We start from the raw sequence: 17,521 nt of genomic DNA on the forward strand, positions 1-17,521 counted from the left end.
GAAACGCGTTCGGCGGTTCCAACTAATCGTGGAATGATGAGGCACTTTGTCGGTTAGGTTCACCCCTAAAAACCAACGATAAGCCACATTCGTTTGAATTTGCCGTTCCAATTCACGCTCAGAACGAATGCCATAAATATAACCGATAAACATCATCTTAAATAAAACCAGAGGGTCCAACGATGGACGACCGTTATCTTCCGAATAGAAGGGACGGACTTTTTCAGGAATAAAGGAGAAATCTATGTATTGATCAATCTTACGAAGTAAGTGGTCTTCAGGCACAAGCTCTTCAATAGTCACCATTTCCAGCTCATTTTGTCGATCTTTCCTTGATTGAAACAAATCATCACCGCCTAAAAGGATTTCTATCTTTAGGGTAACAAACAACAAAAGGTAAATTGAGACCAAAATCAAAAAAATAAGGCTGTCGAGAACTTTCTCGACAGCCTGAGCCAACCTTTTAAAAGGTTGGCTTTTTATTATTGGTTTTGTTTGAGACCTTGTTCTAATGTATCTAGGATTTCCTGTCTTTCTTGTTCATCGGACTCTTTCCATAACATTTCAAAGAAGACACCAAGTCCTGGAAGCATTTTTTCTTCTCCCTTTTGCAAGGCGTCATCAATTGTTGCTTCTAACTGTTCGGCATTATGACCACTGACGTTAGAGAGAATTGCTGCTCTTAAGTTTAAGTTCATCAGTCATCCACCCTCCTTTTCTGCAAAGCTTCGCAATTTATTCTTCTTTAGTTTGACCAACCATGCAGTCGCTATGTATGATGAATAAGAAATAAACACGCAAATGAGGGACTATAATATGCTGACTTCCTTACAAAATGCAAAGGTGAAGGAATGGAAGAAATTACATAAACGTAAATATAGAAATCAAATGGGGATGTTCATTGTTGAAGGATTCCACCTGGTGGAAGAAGTGTTAAATAGTGATTGGGAAATCATTGAGTTAATTATTCGGGATGGAACTGATTTCACAATTCCTGAGGGATTGCCATCTGTCTTAGTAAGTGACACTGTCTTTCGTGCAATAGCTGAAACAGAAACTCCACAAGGTATAGCGGCAGTCGTGAAGCAGAAAGATCACACGTACAACCCAGCCCGATTAACATTGATGCTTGATGCTGTTCAAGATCCTGGTAATGTTGGTACGCTCATCCGCACCGCTGACGCTGCTGGATTTGACCAAGTGGTTCTTGGGACTGGGACGGTTGATGCATATAATGACAAGGTGATAAGAGCCACTCAAGGTTCTATCTTTCATATTCCAGTAAGCACAGGGGATTTGAATGAATTCGTTCAGCAATCGATTGAAGCTGGAATTGAAATTTGGGCATCTGCACTTCAAGATGCTGTACCATTCCAACAACTGGAGTCTCCATCTAATGCTGCTTTGATTGTTGGCAATGAAGGACAGGGGATAAAGGAAAAGTTATTGGAGAAAGCAGATAAGCGTGTTTACATTCCAATTTATGGCCAGGCCGAATCATTGAATGTAGGCATCGCGGGTGCTGTTTTAATGTACCATTTAAGGGGATGAGGTTGCATCCATAGGCTTCTTTGACTATAATATATTCAGTTGAATAAAATCTTTAAAAGCGTTGAAAGAGCTAAGTAAATGCATGTAAATCGTTTACAGGGAGGAAGCATCTGAGACTGTAAGTGCTTCTAGCGTGGCATTCATTGAAATTTCACTCGGGAGCTGACCATTAGGTCCGGGTTTTAACCCGTTATTTCATCGAAGTGGGCACATGTAAATGTGTCAACAAGGGTGGTACCGCGAAACGACCATACAAGTCTCGTCCCTTTCTTAGGGAGGGGGCTTTTTTATTTTTCGGCTGTGTTAAAAAATCAAGATGAAGTCTGGGGTAATTCATCCAAGACCAAGGAGATATTCTAACAAAGCCTAATTTAAAGGAGGAACTAGCATGAAGGAACGTTTGGAGCAACTGAAACAGGAAGCTTTAACGAAAGTAGAAGAAGCTGACTCTGTTCAAGGCTTAAAAGATGTCAGAGTTGAGTACTTAGGTAAAAAAGGCCCGATCACAGAGGTTCTCAGAGGAATGGGAAAATTATCTAAAGAAGAGCGTCCGGTTATTGGTCAATTAGCGAATGATGTTCGGGAGAGCATTGCTAAAGCTATTGAAACGAAGCAAACAACATTGGAGGACGAGGCGTTAGAAAAACAACTGGAGGAAGAAAGTATTGATGTGACACTTCCAGGACGACCTGTTCAAGTAGGAGGTCCTCACTTACTCACAAGTATTGTGGAAGAAATAGAAGACCTCTTTATCGGTATGGGCTTTGAAATTAAAGAAGGGCCTGAAGTCGAAACTGATTATTACAACTTTGAAGCGCTGAACTTACCGAAAGGGCATCCGGCACGGGATATGCAGGATTCCTTTTATATCACAGAAGAGCTATTAATGCGTACACATACATCGCCTGTACAGGCACGAACGATGGGAACGAGAAATGGGAAGGAACCTGTCAAAATGATTTGTCCCGGAAAAGTGTATCGTCGTGATACGGATGATGCGACACACTCTCACCAATTCACACAAATTGAGGGGTTGTTGGTGGATAAAAACGTACGAATGAGTGATCTAAAAGGCGTTCTGAATGCATTTGCGAAACAAATGTTTGGCGAAGAGCGAGAAATCCGCTTGCGCCCAAGCTTCTTCCCGTTTACAGAACCGTCAGTAGAAATGGATATTTCCTGTAAAGTGTGTGGGGGAGCAGGATGTTCTGTCTGCAAAAAAACAGGTTGGATTGAGATTCTCGGTGGCGGCATGGTCCATCCAAACGTTTTGGAGATGGCTGGCTATGATCCGAAAGAGTATTCCGGTTTTGCATTTGGCATGGGACCTGAACGAATTGCCATGTTGAAATATGGAGTGGACGATATCCGCCACTTCTACACAAACGATATTCGATTCTTAGAACAATATCATAAGGCCTAAAAGGGAGGAATGGAACAATGCTCGTATCATTAAATTGGTTGCAGGAATATGTAGATGTCAGTGAATATACACCAGAAGAGCTGGCAGAAATTATTACAAAAACAGGGATTGAAGTTGAAAGCGTCGAACCGGTGGCAGAAGAAATAAAAGGTGTCGTTGTTGGTTACGTCCGGTCCTGCGAACAGCACCCGAATGCGGATAAATTAAATTTGTGTCAAGTAGAGGTAGGGAAAGAGACTCTGCAAATCGTTTGTGGAGCTCACAATGTTGCTCAAGGTCAAAAGGTAGCAGTTGCAACACCAGGGGCTGTACTTCCAGGTAATTTCAAGATTAAGAAGACGAAATTACGCGGAGAAGAATCTAATGGAATGATTTGTTCCTTACAAGAACTAGGTATTGATGAAAAAGATGTGCCAAAAGAGTTTTCTGATGGGATCTTTGTTTTCCCTGAAGACGTGAAAGTAGGCGAAAATGCCGTTTCTCTACTAAACCTTGATGACATCATTATTGAGCTTGGCTTGACACCTAACCGGTCTGACGCCCTTAGTATGGCAGGAGTTGCTTATGAGGTAGCTGCAGCCATTGATGGTACGTATGAGTTGGCAGAGGAAATGGTGCAAACCTCTGATAAGAGAGCTTCAAACTACCTATCTGTAGTAGTAGACGATGAAGAAGCCAATCCTTATTACGGGGCTTTTGTTATTGAAAATATCCATGTTGGACCATCCCCGCTATGGATGCGGAATCGCCTAACAGCTGCAGGTATTCGCCCGATTAACAATGTAGTAGATATTACGAATTATGTGTTGATGGAATATGGACAGCCATTACATGCCTTCGACTATGACCGTTTTGGTTCCCAAACCATAGTGACCCGTCGAGCTAAAGATGGAGAGAAAATAACAACACTGGATGATCAGGAACGTGTGCTGAATGCTGACCACCTCGTTATAACGAATGGAGAGAAAGCTCATGCTATTGCAGGTGTCATGGGTGGTGCAGAATCAGAAGTCCAAACGGATACAACGACGGTTATCCTAGAGGCCGCTTATTTCAGTCCTACCGTTGTCCGTGAAGCATCTAAGAATCATGGGTTACGCAGTGAGTCCAGTACCCGCTTTGAAAAAGGGGTGGATCCAAACCGGGTGGAACGTGCAGGCCTTAGAGCTTGTGAACTTCTGTCTAAATATGCTGGGGGAACAGTTCTAGAGGGTGTCGTTTCTCATGATAACCTGGATCGTTCTGAAAAACAGGTGGCTGTAAATATAAACACCATCAATGACCGTTTAGGTACAAAAATTTCTAACGAAGATATGTCAGATATTTTCCGTCGGCTGCAATTCACCTATGAACAAGAAGGTGATGTATTCGACGTTTCCGTTCCGACGCGTCGAGGAGATATTGCAATTTTTGAAGATATGCTTGAAGAAGTTGCACGGATCTATGGGTACGATAACCTTCCTTATACGCTGCCTGAGGGGGCTTCCCAAGCAGGAGGTCTGACACAGAACCAAGAGTTGAAACGCAAAGTGAAGAGTTACTTTGAAGGTGCTGGCCTTTATGAAACCATTACGTACTCTCTTACAAGTGAAGATAAAGCTCAGATGCTTGTAAGCCCTGAGGTGGCAGAAAAAGCGGTTAGTCCTGTTTCGTTGGCGATGCCAATGAGTGAAGATCATGGGACACTTCGTCTAAGCATGCTTCCTGAATTGTTATCCTCGTTATCGTATAATGTTGCCCGAAAACAAGAGAACCTGGCCTATTATGAAGTGGGAACGGTCTTTATCAGTGAAGAAGAACAAGTAACAAAACAACCGGAAGAAGTCCTTCGTGCATCAGGGGCTTTAACAGGAGAATGGGTAACCCATCCTTGGCAACAAGAGAAAAAGCCGATAGACTTCTTCGTTGCAAAAGGCATTTTGGAAGGCCTCAGCCAACAGCTGGATCTATCTTTCGGTTATGAAAAAGCTAAGCTTGATTACATGCATCCGGGTCGTACAGCCGTTGTGTCGGTTGACGATGAAACAGTTGGCTTCATTGGACAGGTTCACCCTAAGCTTCAGAAACAGCTTGGACTGAAAGAAACATATGTTTTTGATATTAATTTAGAAGTATTGTTTAAAAAGTATCAGAAAGAAGAAAAGTTCCAAGCTATTCCGCGACATCCTTCCGTTTCCAGGGACATCGCTCTCGTTGTAGATGAGGAAGTGACCTCTGGAACTATTGAAAAGACGATTGCTGATGCCGGAGATCCACTTGTGAAAGATGTGCAAGTCTTCGATCTTTATCAAGGTGAACACTTGGATAAGGGGAAAAAATCACTGGCCTTCCGTTTGCTTTACTTGGATCCAGTACGTACGCTTAAAGATCAAGAAGTAGAAGAAGCGCACAACCGTATATTAAATGCAGTTAAAGAAAAACATCAAGCTGAACTTCGAGGCTGATAACTAAATATGAAGGAAGAAAAAAGCTCAGAGTTAAATAAAACTCTGAGCTTTTTCAGGACTTAGAGAGTTTCTCAGCCGTCTTTTTTGTTTTTTATCGATATTCAATCTGAAAAAAGAGGTAACCTTAAAAGGTAACCTCTCACGTTTTCAAAAGCATAGGCTTTCTAATTGACAAGTTTTTTTGCTTTTTGAGTGTTGGCAAAGTGGACTTTTGCTATTTCTTCTAGTTTTGGTTCCCCATATGCTTCTAAAATAGCTGCTGCGGCACGGTCGACTTTGCCGGAAGCCCCTTTTGGTATCGGAAGTCCTGTATCGAATTCTATTTGGTCCATAGCTTTTACAAAAGAAGACCGTGCGATAATGGATGCTGTAGCCACAGCGATGGAATAACTTTCAGCTTTTGTCATAAAGTAAACATGTTCTTGAAGTTGTTGATTTTCACTTTGCAGGTGTTTCTGATATACGTGTGGTTCCGAGAATTGGTCAATCAAAAGGCCCTCGGGCTTTTCAGGGGCGATTTTTTTAAGCAGGCGATTTAAAGCCTGATGGTGAAGAAGAGTTTTTATCTTTCCTTGACTCCATCCCTTTCTCTGCCATTGGTTATATTTTTTATTGGGCAGACGGAGAAGGCTGTATGGAATCTTCATGGCTACAATATCTTTGGCGAGGTTGGTGATTTGCGCATCGGAAAGGTTTTTCGAGTCTTTGATACCGATAGCTTTTAACTGCGGGATTTGTTCTTTCGTAACAAAAGCAGCTGCAACCGTAATCGGACCAAAGTAATCTCCTGTCCCAGCTTCATCAGACCCTATATGAGAGCTTGTGAATAATGTATCATCAGGATAATAAGCATGACGTTTGCCAGAATTTTTCTTCTGAGGAGAATCTGATGAAGACTTTCCCCACTTTTCTGCTTCTACTTCTGGTTTCTGCCCTTGAAAGAGGACTTTTCCTGATCTGTAGGCAGTGATTGTACAATTGTTCGTTTTTGCAGCAAAAAGGGCGCTCGCTGGGGGAGTTGCTTTTTGTTGAGCGGCATAATAAGTTTTCATCTTCGCTATAGTAGGACTGGGTAATTTTAAAACAACTTGAGGCATATTGGATTCCTTTCTGTCTAAAAATGATAGGAACAGTATAGCAAACTGGATGACAAAAGAGAACATTTGCGAAAAACATCCATATTGGTTTCCTATTTGTCAACCTTCGTGTTAATATAAAGTTTAGGATTGAGAGAAACTAGGGGGTATGAATGTGTCGCAGTCAGACCAAGAGAAAAAAAGAATTACAGTGGAGATCAATAAACGGTCTTACACTATAGTTGGTCATGAAGAGCCCCATCATATCCGTATGGTATCTAGTCTAGTGGATCAGAAGATGCGTGAGATTCATGAAGCAAACCCTAGTCTGGATACAGCAAAGCTCGCCGTTTTGACCGCTGTGAATACTATGAATGAATATATAAAATTGAAAGAAGAATGTACAGAACTTATGAATTATATCGAGAAGAAAGAAAAAGAGGACAGAGGGAATCATGATTGATTTATTATTGTTGTTTATTTTGTTTATAGGTGTAATGACAGGACTAAAAAGAGGTTTTATCCTTCAGCTTTTCCATTTAATTGGTTTTATAATAGCTTTTGTGCTTGCCGTCATCTATTATGACGATTTATCTCCGAAGCTAACGCTGTGGGTACCTTATCCTGAATTGCCCCAGGATTCCTCCTGGGCGGTCTTTTTAGAGAATTTACCTTTAGAACAAGCTTTTTATAATGCTATAGCTTTTGCCATCATATTCTTTGGAGCTAAAATTATCCTCCATATTATTGCGTCCATGCTGGATTTTGTTTCGGAACTTCCAATCCTCCATTCTTTAAATACATTGTTAGGTGGAATTTTAGGCTTTATTGAAAACTATGTCATCTTATTCGTAGTGCTGTACATAGCGGCGCTTGTGCCTCTTGCGGGAGTGCAAAGTGCTTTGGATGGGTCGATTCTTGCACAGCTGATCATTGAACATACTCCAGTATTTTCAGAACAATTGAAAACACTGTGGATTGAGCATGTAGGCGGCTGAGCAAGGAGTTAGGATGAAGATGCAGATGGAGCCGCTATGATTATGATCATGGCGGCTCTTTTTTCATCTTCTGGAAATTTTGATAGGTAAGAAGGAGTAGATGCGAAGTGACGGTTGATAAAAAACAAGTAATCAAATTATTAGAGAAAATAGCGGTCTATTTAGAATTAAAAGGGGAGAATCCTTTTAAAATCTCTGCTTATCGAAAGGCAGCTCAGGCACTTGAACGCGATGATCGATCCCTTAATGAAATTGATGATTTCACTAAGATGAAGGGGATTGGCAAAGGGACAGCTACTGTGATTGATGAATACTTAGAAAATGAAGAATCCGATACCTTAAAGCAATTGCAGGCTGAAGTTCCCGCTGGTCTGGTGCCATTACTGGATCTTCCAGGCCTTGGCGGAAAAAAATTAGCTAAACTGTACCAACAGTTAGAAGTGACAGATGCCGAGTCATTAAAGGACTCCTTAGAATCTGGGAAAGTTGAGGAGCTCGAGGGATTTGGGAAGAAATCAGCAGAAAAAATCTTGAAAGCATTGGAAGAGGCAGACTCACGACCGGAACGTCTCCCTATTTCTCTTATGCTTCCACTGGCAGAGAAAATCGAATCATTTCTTCAAAAAGCAACGACCCTCAAGCGTTATTCAAGGGCAGGAAGTTTGAGAAGAATGCGGGAGACCATTAAGGATTTAGACTTTATTATTGCTTCAGACAATCCGGGCTTGACAAGAGACGAATTGCTTGCCTATCCAGATATAAAAGATATCATTGCATCTGGAGAGACGAAAGTTTCTATTGTTGTAAATGAAGGGTACGATATTGGTATTGATTTTCGTATTGTAGCTCCAGAAGAATTTGCTACGACACTCCATCATTTTACAGGTTCCAAGGACCATAATGTGGCGATGAGGCAGTTGGCAAAGAAAAATAATGAAAAAATTAGTGAGTATGGCATAGAAAATATAGATACAGGTGAAATGTATACGTTTGAATCGGAAGAGGAGTTTTTCAAACATTTCGGTCTGCATTTTATACCCCCTGAAGCACGTGAAAATCAAGGGGAAGTAGAAAAGTTCAAAGAGCCAATAGAACTCGTAGAAGAGCAAGATATTCGCGGGGATCTTCACATGCACTCGACTTGGAGTGATGGGGCCCAATCGATCAGAGAAATGGCAGAGAGAGCAAAAGAAAAAGGATATGAGTACATTGCGATCACAGACCACTCTAAATATTTGCGTGTAGCGAATGGGTTGAATGAGAAACGTCTGCGTTTGCAAAGAGAAGAGATTAATAAAGTCAATGCCGAAATTGATGATTTTCACATTTTTGCAGGCGTTGAAATGGACATCCTTCCAGATGGAACATTGGATTTTGATGATGAATTTTTAGAGGAAATGGACTTTGTTATTGCATCGATACATTCAAGTTTTAACCAGGCAGAGGAAAAAATAATGAAGCGATTAACCACCGCTCTTGAAAACCCACATGTAAACATGATTGCCCATCCAACTGGCCGATTAATTGGGCGGCGTAAAGGGTACGATGTGGATCTTGAGGCATTGATTGAAGGGGCGAAAAGGACGGGGACCATTCTTGAACTAAATGCGAACCCCAATCGTCTTGACCTAAGCTGGGAATGGTTGATGGAAGCACAAGAGCAAGGCGTTCAAATTGCTATTAATACTGATGCACATAGCTACCCTATGTTAGATCATATGAGAATTGGAGTCGGAGCAGCACGAAAAGGATGGCTGAGAAGAGAAACAGTCATTAACACATGGACGAAACAACAGTTGATGGATAAATTCAATATCCGTATGGAGCAATAAAGGAGACGGTTACACATGAATCAGCGCATCCTTCATGTACTAGAATTCAAAAAAATTACCGAACAATTAAATGAGCATGCAGCATCATCTTTGGGGAAAGAAAAAACATCTTCATTAAAGCCTTCCTCTGACTTGGAGGAAATCCGCCAATGGCAAAAAGAAACGGATGAAGCAGGTCAAGTGCTTCGTTTGAAAGGTCACGTCCCTCTTGGAGGGATTTTTGATATTAAGTCCAGCTTGAAGCGGACAACAATAGGAGGCACACTCAGCGCTCTGGAATGCCTGGATGTAGCCAGTACGATATATGGAGGCAGGCAGTTAAAACGATTCATAGAGGATATGGAAGAACCGGAAATGCCTATTTTAAGAGATATGGTCTCCCACATACATCCACTCAAGGAAGTGGAAACTGAAATTAGAAATTGTATTGATGACCATGGGGGAGTGATGGATGGAGCTTCCGAAAAACTCCGATCTATCCGTTCTAAAATCAGAACCTATGAAAGTCGTGTTAGAGATAAAATGGACTCCTTCACAAAATCGAAGACAAAAATGCTCTCCGATGCGATTGTTACAATTAGGAATGAGCGTTATGTACTCCCTGTAAAGCAGGAGTATAGGGGATCAATTGGTGGGATTGTTCATGACCAGTCCTCCTCAGGGGCCACTCTTTTTATTGAACCACAGACAGTTGTTGATTTGAATAATCAGTTGCAGGAAGCAAGAGTTCAAGAAAAGAATGAAATTGAAAAAATCCTGAAGGAGCTATCAGATTCGATAGCTGAAAACAATGAACCATTATATGAAAATGTGAATGTGTTAGGGAACATTGATTTTATGTTTGCCAGGGCGAAGTTAGGTAAGCAAATGAAAGCAGCCATGCCGGCTATGAATGATGAAGGACGTATTAAAATGAAACAAGCAAGACATCCGTTAATCCCTGTGGATGAGGTAGTTCCAAATGATATTGAAATAGGAACAGATTATACTTCCATCGTCATAACAGGTCCAAATACAGGTGGTAAGACAGTCACTTTGAAATTAGTCGGCTTATGTACGCTTATGGCTCAATCAGGACTCCAGGTTCCTGCTCTTGATGGATGTGAAATGGCTGTCTTTGATGAAGTCTATGCTGATATAGGAGATGAACAGTCCATTGAACAGAGTTTATCAACCTTCTCCTCCCACATGACGAATATTGTGGATATATTAGATAAAGTGGATGGGCAGTCCCTTGTCCTGTTCGATGAACTTGGAGCAGGCACGGATCCTCAGGAAGGGGCAGCACTTGCGATGTCTATACTTGATGAAGTCGTCAATCGTAAAGCACGTGTCATTGCTACAACTCACTATCCAGAACTGAAAGCCTACGGCTATAACCGACCGGATGTCATTAATGCTTCTGTAGAGTTTGATATTCATACTTTAAAACCAACCTATAGGTTGTTAATCGGAGTACCCGGACGCAGTAACGCTTTTGAAATTTCAAGGCGCCTTGGTTTAAACGAAGGGGTCATTGAATCTGCGAAAAGTCATATAGGTGTCGACTCTCAAAGTGTTGAGAATATGATCGCATCATTAGAAGAATCCAAGCGGGGAGCTGAACAGGATTACGAGGAAGCTGAACGTCTCCTTGCTGAAGCTGAAGAGTTGCGAAATGAGCTAAAACAGAAATGGGACCAATTTGAAAACCAACGTGAGAAGTTGTATGAAAAAGCAGAACAAAAAGCAGAAAAAGCTATACGGCAGGCAAAAGAAGAGGCTGAAACAATTGTGGGTGAGATTAGAAATATGAAATCTCAGGCACAAATGAAAGAGCATGAGTGGATCGAAGCCCGCAAGATGTTTGAGGAAGCACAACCTGAGCTTGTCCAAAAGAAACCAAAGAAAACCCCAGCTCCTAAAAAAGAAACAAAAGAACTTAATCCTGGGGATGAAGTGAAGCTGCTGACCTTGAATCAGCAGGGCACGATTGTTGAACAAACCGGTAAAAATGAATATCAAGTACAAGTCGGGGTCATGAAAGTAAAAGCGAAACGAAAAGAGCTGGAATTCGTTAAGGCGAAACAGCCATATAAAGAAAAACCCATGGCCACTGTGAAAGGTAAAAATTTCCACGTAAAGACTGAGCTCGACTTACGTGGTGAAAGGTATGAGGAGGCGTTAAATCGATTGGAGAAGTATGTTGATGATGCTTTATTAGCAGGGTACCCTCGTGTATCTATCATTCATGGAAAAGGAACTGGAGCTCTTCGTACAGCGGTCCAGAATTTCGCTAAGAACCATCGAAGTATCTCCAGTCATCGTGCTGGAGGAATGAACGAAGGGGGAAGCGGGGTAACGGTTCTGGAACTTCGTTAATTCAATGAAAAAGGGGGAGGAGTTATGAGTAGTTTTTGGGAAAATACGTTAATAGAAACCGCTGCCCGCTACAGCGTTGTGGTCTTGTGCCTTGTCTTGTTCATGGCCATTTTTGAAATTGTGACGTCTTATAATAATTGGCAGGAAATAAAAAAAGGAAATATGGCTGTAGCGATGGCTACGGGAGGAAAGCTTTTTGGAATTGCGAACATCTTCCGGTTCTCCATAGAACATAATGATTCACTTACACAAACGATGGGGTGGGGAGTGTATGGATTCCTCCTCCTCCTTTGTGGTTACTTTATTTTTGAATTCTTAACCCCATCCTTCAAAATTGATGAGGAAATTACAAACGATAACAGGGCGGTAGGATTCATTTCCCTTGTAATTTCTATCGGACTTTCATATGTGATAGGAGCTAATATTATTTAAGGAGAGAGTGTGTGGAAACATTAGCGAAAATACTAATGATCGTGGCCGCAGCCTTTTTAATCATAGGTGTTTTATTTTTTATGATTTAAGGATTCTTTTAGATATGTAGATCTCTTTAAAAAAGTTCAGAGAAATAACTCTGAGCTTTTTTTCATTTGCAAACCATACTTTTGGGATGCTTTCTTCTGAATAAGTATCAGGGAACACAGGTGTAAAAAAGGAGAACTATTCATAGTGAGGAGGAAGTGTCTTACAGCAGTTTTGCGCGAAATATTTCCAATTTTTCAAATTATAATTTGAATGTAATCCTTTAGTCGTTATAATAGGAGAGAAGACAATAATTAGGGAGGTCTGTCAAATGAGTGATTTTCAACGTCCTTGGCACAAGCTGTATCCACCAGAAGTCCCTGTTACCATTGATTATGAAGAGCGCCCACTCCATAATTACTTAAAGACTAGTGCTGAAGTTTATGGTGAAAAGAAAGCGCTTTATTTTATGGGGAAAGAGATGACTTTCAAAGAAGTGTATACACAGGCGAAAGCCTTAGCTAGTTACCTCCAGGATCTTGGTTTGGAAAAAGGAGATAGAGTTTCTGTCATGCTGCCAAACTGCCCTCAATCAGTCGTTTCTTATTATGGTGTGCTCATGGCAGGAGGGATTGTCGTTCAAACAAATCCTTTATATATGGAAAGGGAATTAGAGTATCAATTGAAAGACTCAGGTGCCAAGATGATTATTTGCCTGGATATCCTTTATCCTAAGGCTGCCAATATTAAACCTGAAACCTCCCTTGAACATATCATCGTAACAGGTATTAAAGATTATCTGCCATTCCCTAAAAATAAAATCTACCCTTTCATTCAGAAACGTCAATATCAAGTACTCGTCAAGCCTGAACAATCGACAGACACACATTTATGGACGCATATGTTGAAAAAAGCGAGCGGAGATGTTAAGGAAGTATCTATATATCCTAAAGAAGATTTAGCCCTATTACAATATACAGGCGGCACTACTGGTTTTCCAAAAGGGGTTATGCTTACCCATTTCAATTTAATCGTAAATACTCAAATGTCGAAGAAATGGTTGTATAAGTGTAAAGATGGGGAAGAAACGGTTCTTGCTATCCTGCCATTTTTTCATGTATATGGGATGACATCCGTGATGAACTTGTCTGTAATGATGGGGAACAAAATGATTCTTATGCCTAAATTTGAGCCGGAGGATGTATTAAAAATAATTGAAAAACAACGACCGACCCTGTTCCCAGGTGCCCCAACGATTTATATCGGCTTATTAAATCATCCTGATTTGATGAAGTATGATTTATCTTCTATAGAAGCATGCATTAGTGGCTCTGCTCCGCTACCTGTAGAAGTGCAAGAACGATTTGAAGCGGTCACTGGTGGGCGTTTGGTAGAAGGATATGGGCTTACTGAAACATCACCGGTCACTCACTCTAATTTAGTCTGGGGTCAGCGTATGAGCGGAAGTATTGGTATACCTTGGCCTGATACTGATGCAAAAATATTTAAAATGGATACAAAGGAAGAAGCGGAAAACGGGGAGATTGGAGAAATAGTTATCAAAGGCCCCCAAGTGATGAGAGGCTATTGGAACAGACATGAGGAAACAGCTCAAGTATTAAGTGAAGATGGCTGGTTCCATACAGGTGATATGGGTTATATGGATGATGCCGGTTATTTTTATATTGTGGATCGGAAAAAAGATATGATTATTGCGGGAGGATATAACATTTACCCACGAGAAGTAGAAGAAGTGCTATATGAACATTCTGAAATTCAAGAAGCTGTGGTGGTTGGGGTGCCGGATCCCTATCGAGGTGAAACAGTCAAGGCTTTCATTGTGAAGAAACAGGGAAGTGAAATTACGGAAGAGGAGTTAAATGAATATTGTCGAAAGAATATAGCAGCGTATAAAGTTCCGAGGTTATATGAATTCCGAAAAGAACTGCCGAAAACAGCTGTGGGTAAAATTCTCAGAAGAAATTTAATTGAAGAAGAAAGGCGGAAATATGAGGAATCTGAAAGTATGCAGTAAACTCTTTAAAAAGAAAGTTGACAGAATATTCCCTTGATTGTAGAATAATATATGAATGATGATTCATTCATTTTCAGTATGTAACAACAAGGGGACATAACAATGAAGAAAAACAAACCGAAATTTAAACAAATCATCGATGCAGCCGTTGAAGTTATTGCTGAAAATGGCTACCACTCCTCACAGGTTTCTAAGATTGCTAAAAAGGCTGGAGTGGCTGATGGAACCATCTACCTTTATTTCAAGAATAAGGAAGATATCCTTGTCTCATTGTTTCAGGAAAAAATGGGGCAGTTCATAGAAAAAATTGAACAAGAAACAACCGCTAAACAGACGGCTGAACAAAAGTTATTGACATTGATACAAACGCATTTTAAACAGCTTTCAGCTGATCATCATTTAGCGATTGTGACACAGCTGGAATTGCGCCAATCAAATAAAGAGTTGAGACAGAAAATTAATTTTGTATTAAAACGCTATTTAAACATTATTGACCAAATCGTTGACGAAGGTGTGGAAGAGGAGCTGTTCCGTAAGAACCTAGATCGCCGTCTTGTGCGTCAAATGATTTTTGGAACGATGGATGAGACGGTGACTAACTGGGTGATGAAAGAACAGCGTTATAACATAGAAGACCAGGCAAAAGAAGTCCATAGCTTGATTGTGAATGGATTAGCCAGAAATGTGTAACGAGAGGAGAGGTCATGTTGTCAACTTTAACTTCACAGCTAAAAGGAAATGTAGTTGAAATTACGATTCAGAGTCCGCCTGCTAATGCTTTATCAAGTACGATTCTTCAAGACTTATCGGACCAATTAGATAAGATTGAAAAGGATGCAGCGATTAAGGCCGTTCTTTTAAAAGGGGAAGGCCGATTTTTCTCAGCGGGCGCTGATATTAAAGAATTTACGTCTTTACAAGGAGAAGAGGATTACAAGGCCTTAGCCTCTAAAGGACAGCAGTTGTTCAATAGAATTGAAAACTTCCATGTACCGGTTATTGCCGCGATACATGGCGCTGCACTTGGAGGTGGACTTGAACTTGCGATGTCCTGTCATATTCGTTATGTAGCGGAAGACGCTAAGTTGGGTCTCCCTGAACTGAACCTGGGTATAATTCCTGGGTTTGCAGGAACTCAAAGACTACCTCGCTATGTGGGAACAGCACGTGCTTATGAAATGATTCTCTCAGGAGTTCCAATCACTGGTAAGGAAGCCGTTCAGATAGGGCTTGCTAATCAGAGTTTTTCCAATGAAGAGCTCTTTGCCCAGGCTGAGAAGTTAGCGTCTGCAATCGCTCAAAAGAGCGGTCCTACAATACATCACGTGATGAAGTTGATTCCATATGCTCATACATCTCAATTTGAATCAGGCATTAACGCAGAGGCGAATGCATTTGGAGAAGTATTTGGAAATACCGATGCTAAAGAAGGAATCCAGGCGTTTATTGAAAAAAGAAACCCAGAATTTAAAAATCAATAGTCCAGGAGGTATACACATGAATATCTATGTTTTGCTTAAAAGAACATTTGACACAGAGGAAAAAATCTCAGTAAATAATGGAGTTATTACTGATGATGGCGCTGAATATATTATCAACCCTTATGATGAATACGCGGTAGAAGAAGCGATTAACCTTCGTGATGAACACGGTGGAGAAGTAACTGTAGTCACCATTGGAGAAGAAGAGGCAGAGAAACAGCTAAGAACTGCTCTAGCCATGGGCGCGGATAAAGCTGTCTTAATTAATACGGAAGATGACCTTGAAGAAGGGGATCAGTTTACAACAGTTAAAATTCTCGAAGCCTTCTTTGAAGATAAAGAAGTTGACATTATATTAGGTGGGAATGTCGCTATAGATGAGGCAAGTGGTCAAGTAGGACCTCGTCTTGCAGAACGATTAGACATCGCTTGTGTAACAACCATTACAGACATTAAAGTTGATGGAACTACCGTGAATATAGAACGAGATGTGGAAGGGGATGTCGAGAAAGTTGAAACATCACTGCCATTGCTCGTAACTTGTCAGCAGGGACTAAACGAGCCGAGATATCCATCGTTACCTGGGATCATGAAAGCGAAAAAGAAACCGCTCGATGAATTGGAAATCGATGACCTAGATCTCGATGAAGATGAGGTAGAACCGAAGACAAAAACAACTGAAATTTTCCTTCCACCTGAAAAAGAAGCTGGTAAAGTGCTTGAGGGCGAAGTGGATGATCAAGTGAAGGAACTCGTATCATTGCTGAAAACAGAAGCGAAAGTACTGTAAATAGATAAGGGAAAGGAGAATCTTTTATGAGTAAAAAGGTTTTGGTGATTGGGGAAGCTAGAGAAGGATCTCTTCGTAATGTCACATTTGAAGCAATTGCAGCTGCAAATATTGTGAGTGACGGAGGAGAGGTTGTTGGAGTTCTTTGCGGGGATGGCGACTTAAATGAAATGGGACAGGAAATGGTTTATTATGGCGCCTCACGTGTCATTACTATTTCAAACCCGGATTTGAAAACGTATACATCTGACGGTTATGGCCAGGCTGTTTATCGAGTGATTGAAGATGAATCTCCTGAAGGGATCATCATGGGCCATACAGCCATAGGAAAAGATTTGACTCCAAAACTTGCGAGTAAGTTAGAATCCGGATTGATTTCTGACGCCACTGAGGTAGTTGCTGATAGCGGGAGGGTTGTTTTCACAAGACCCATTTATTCCGGGAAGGCATTTGAGAAGAAAGAAATTACAGACGGACTGGTTTTCGCCACCATCCGCCCTAACAACATCCCAGCTTTTACTCGAGATGACTCGTTGGCTGGGAACATTTCAGAAAAGGAAGTGGAAATTTCAAATATTCGTACCATCATTAAAGATGTGCTTCGCAAATCTTCTGATGGCGTCGACCTTTCTGAAGCAAAAGTAATTGTTGCAGGCGGTCGTGGTGTGAAAAGCTCAGAAGGTTTTGAACCACTTGAAGAACTTGCGAGCGTCCTGGGTGGCACGGTTGGTGCTTCCCGCGGAGCCTGTGATGCTGGATATTGTGATTATTCTCTCCAGATTGGTCAAACCGGTAAAGTGGTAACACCGGATTTATATATTGCCTGTGGAATCTCAGGAGCTATTCAACATTTAGCGGGTATGTCTAATTCTAAGGTCATTGTTGCCATTAACAAAGATCCAGAGGCTAATATCTTCAATGTAGCCGATTATGGAATTGTCGGAGATTTATTTGATGTTGTTCCTAAATTAATGGAAGAAATTAAACAGATGAAAGTTAATGCCTGATTTAAAAGCCGAAGCCAAATATTTGGCTTCGGCTTTATTACATGTTTAAATAAGGTATAAA

The 17,521-nt window shown here is 41.0% G+C and carries 16 protein-coding genes and 1 other annotated feature; of the genes, 13 read left to right on the top strand and 3 right to left on the bottom strand.

The window, feature by feature from the left end; genetic code table 11:
* Both BLW54_RS04980 and sspI read right to left on the bottom strand, forming a co-directional pair.
* Positions 1-306, bottom strand: a 306-nt coding sequence (locus BLW54_RS04980; RefSeq protein ID WP_139254121.1) for a transposase, incomplete at its 3' end; no start/stop codon positions are given.
* A 176-nt stretch (positions 307-482) separates the two neighbouring features.
* The gene (sspI, locus tag BLW54_RS04985; protein ID WP_035509556.1) at positions 483-698 is read right to left on the bottom strand and encodes a small acid-soluble spore protein SspI; all 216 of its coding nucleotides are present in this window, start codon (positions 696-698) and stop codon (positions 483-485) included.
* Positions 699-816: 118 nt separating this feature from the next.
* On the opposite strand from sspI, the gene BLW54_RS04990 reads away from it, so the two are divergent.
* From BLW54_RS04990 to pheT, 3 genes are all read left to right on the top strand, one after another.
* Entirely contained in the window at positions 817-1,551 is a 735-nt protein-coding gene (locus tag BLW54_RS04990; RefSeq protein WP_035509554.1) for a TrmH family RNA methyltransferase, read from the top strand.
* A gap of 52 nt (positions 1,552-1,603) precedes the next feature.
* Positions 1,604-1,821 (top strand) — a binding site (T-box leader).
* A 118-nt stretch (positions 1,822-1,939) separates the two neighbouring features.
* Positions 1,940-2,974 carry a phenylalanine--tRNA ligase subunit alpha gene (pheS, locus tag BLW54_RS04995; protein WP_074733399.1) on the top strand — a complete coding sequence of 345 codons (1,035 nt, stop codon included), beginning with the start codon at positions 1,940-1,942 and terminating at the stop codon, positions 2,972-2,974.
* Between the two features lie 17 nt (positions 2,975-2,991).
* Positions 2,992-5,418 (top strand): phenylalanine--tRNA ligase subunit beta, encoded by a 2,427-nt coding sequence (gene pheT / locus BLW54_RS05000; RefSeq protein WP_074733400.1) that lies wholly within the window; start codon positions 2,992-2,994, stop codon positions 5,416-5,418.
* Positions 5,419-5,585: 167 nt separating this feature from the next.
* Here the strand turns inward: pheT and rnhC are convergent, their stop codons facing one another.
* Positions 5,586-6,518: a ribonuclease HIII gene (gene rnhC / locus BLW54_RS05005; protein WP_035509830.1), complete on the bottom strand. Its 933-nt coding sequence runs from the start codon at positions 6,516-6,518 to the stop codon at positions 5,586-5,588.
* 148 nt (positions 6,519-6,666) lie between these two features.
* Here rnhC and zapA point away from each other — a divergent pair, with 148 nt between their 5' ends.
* The 10 genes from zapA to BLW54_RS05055 all read left to right on the top strand — a co-directional run bounded on the left by zapA (position 6,667) and on the right by BLW54_RS05055 (position 17,460).
* Entirely contained in the window at positions 6,667-6,960 is a 294-nt protein-coding gene (gene zapA, locus BLW54_RS05010) for a cell division protein ZapA (RefSeq protein WP_035509547.1), read from the top strand.
* A complete protein-coding gene (locus tag BLW54_RS05015; protein WP_035509545.1) occupies positions 6,953-7,495 on the top strand; it encodes a CvpA family protein in 543 nt (180 codons plus the stop codon). The genes zapA and BLW54_RS05015 overlap by 8 nt, the downstream gene beginning before the upstream one ends.
* Before the next feature lie 107 nt (positions 7,496-7,602).
* Positions 7,603-9,327 carry a DNA polymerase/3'-5' exonuclease PolX gene (gene polX / locus BLW54_RS05020; RefSeq protein WP_074733401.1) on the top strand — a complete coding sequence of 575 codons (1,725 nt, stop codon included), beginning with the start codon at positions 7,603-7,605 and terminating at the stop codon, positions 9,325-9,327.
* 15 nt (positions 9,328-9,342) lie between these two features.
* A complete protein-coding gene (locus BLW54_RS05025; protein WP_074733402.1) occupies positions 9,343-11,688 on the top strand; it encodes an endonuclease MutS2 in 2,346 nt (781 codons plus the stop codon).
* Between the two features lie 24 nt (positions 11,689-11,712).
* Positions 11,713-12,120: a DUF350 domain-containing protein gene (locus BLW54_RS05030; protein WP_035509538.1), complete on the top strand. Its 408-nt coding sequence runs from the start codon at positions 11,713-11,715 to the stop codon at positions 12,118-12,120.
* Between the two features lie 358 nt (positions 12,121-12,478).
* Positions 12,479-14,182 carry a long-chain-fatty-acid--CoA ligase gene (locus BLW54_RS05035; protein ID WP_035509537.1) on the top strand — a complete coding sequence of 568 codons (1,704 nt, stop codon included), beginning with the start codon at positions 12,479-12,481 and terminating at the stop codon, positions 14,180-14,182.
* Between the two features lie 102 nt (positions 14,183-14,284).
* Positions 14,285-14,872: a fatty acid metabolism transcriptional regulator FadR gene (gene fadR / locus BLW54_RS05040; protein WP_035509535.1), complete on the top strand. Its 588-nt coding sequence runs from the start codon at positions 14,285-14,287 to the stop codon at positions 14,870-14,872.
* Between the two features lie 17 nt (positions 14,873-14,889).
* Positions 14,890-15,663, top strand: coding sequence for an enoyl-CoA hydratase (locus BLW54_RS05045; RefSeq protein ID WP_035509534.1), 774 nt, complete (start codon positions 14,890-14,892; stop codon positions 15,661-15,663).
* A 16-nt stretch (positions 15,664-15,679) separates the two neighbouring features.
* Complete coding sequence (locus BLW54_RS05050) at positions 15,680-16,453, top strand: electron transfer flavoprotein subunit beta/FixA family protein (RefSeq protein WP_035509532.1); 774 nt, start codon at positions 15,680-15,682, stop codon at positions 16,451-16,453.
* A 26-nt stretch (positions 16,454-16,479) separates the two neighbouring features.
* A complete protein-coding gene (locus BLW54_RS05055) occupies positions 16,480-17,460 on the top strand; it encodes an electron transfer flavoprotein subunit alpha/FixB family protein (RefSeq protein ID WP_035509530.1) in 981 nt (326 codons plus the stop codon).
* Positions 17,461-17,521 lie beyond the last annotated feature (61 nt).

This window comes from Halobacillus karajensis (assembly GCF_900108515.1).
Lineage (GTDB): Bacteria > Bacillota > Bacilli > Bacillales > Halobacillaceae > Halobacillus > Halobacillus karajensis.

Bases quoted from the DNA above. Each gene is read 5' to 3' on its own strand.
- BLW54_RS04990 (WP_035509554.1), top strand. From the start codon at position 817: ATGCTGACTTCCTTACAAAATGCAAAGGTGAAGGAATGGAAGAAATTA.
- BLW54_RS05055 (WP_035509530.1), top strand. From the start codon at position 16,480: ATGAGTAAAAAGGTTTTGGTGATTGGGGAAGCTAGAGAAGGATCTCTT.
- BLW54_RS05035 (WP_035509537.1), top strand. From the start codon at position 12,479: ATGAGTGATTTTCAACGTCCTTGGCACAAGCTGTATCCACCAGAAGTC.
- BLW54_RS05030 (WP_035509538.1), top strand. From the start codon at position 11,713: ATGAGTAGTTTTTGGGAAAATACGTTAATAGAAACCGCTGCCCGCTAC.
- sspI (WP_035509556.1), bottom strand. From the start codon at position 698: ATGAACTTAAACTTAAGAGCAGCAATTCTCTCTAACGTCAGTGGTCAT.
- BLW54_RS05025 (WP_074733402.1), top strand. From the start codon at position 9,343: ATGAATCAGCGCATCCTTCATGTACTAGAATTCAAAAAAATTACCGAA.
- zapA (WP_035509547.1), top strand. From the start codon at position 6,667: ATGAATGTGTCGCAGTCAGACCAAGAGAAAAAAAGAATTACAGTGGAG.
- BLW54_RS05050 (WP_035509532.1), top strand. From the start codon at position 15,680: ATGAATATCTATGTTTTGCTTAAAAGAACATTTGACACAGAGGAAAAA.
- pheT (WP_074733400.1), top strand. From the start codon at position 2,992: ATGCTCGTATCATTAAATTGGTTGCAGGAATATGTAGATGTCAGTGAA.
- fadR (WP_035509535.1), top strand. From the start codon at position 14,285: ATGAAGAAAAACAAACCGAAATTTAAACAAATCATCGATGCAGCCGTT.
- rnhC (WP_035509830.1), bottom strand. From the start codon at position 6,518: ATGCCTCAAGTTGTTTTAAAATTACCCAGTCCTACTATAGCGAAGATG.
- BLW54_RS05015 (WP_035509545.1), top strand. From the start codon at position 6,953: ATGATTGATTTATTATTGTTGTTTATTTTGTTTATAGGTGTAATGACA.
- pheS (WP_074733399.1), top strand. From the start codon at position 1,940: ATGAAGGAACGTTTGGAGCAACTGAAACAGGAAGCTTTAACGAAAGTA.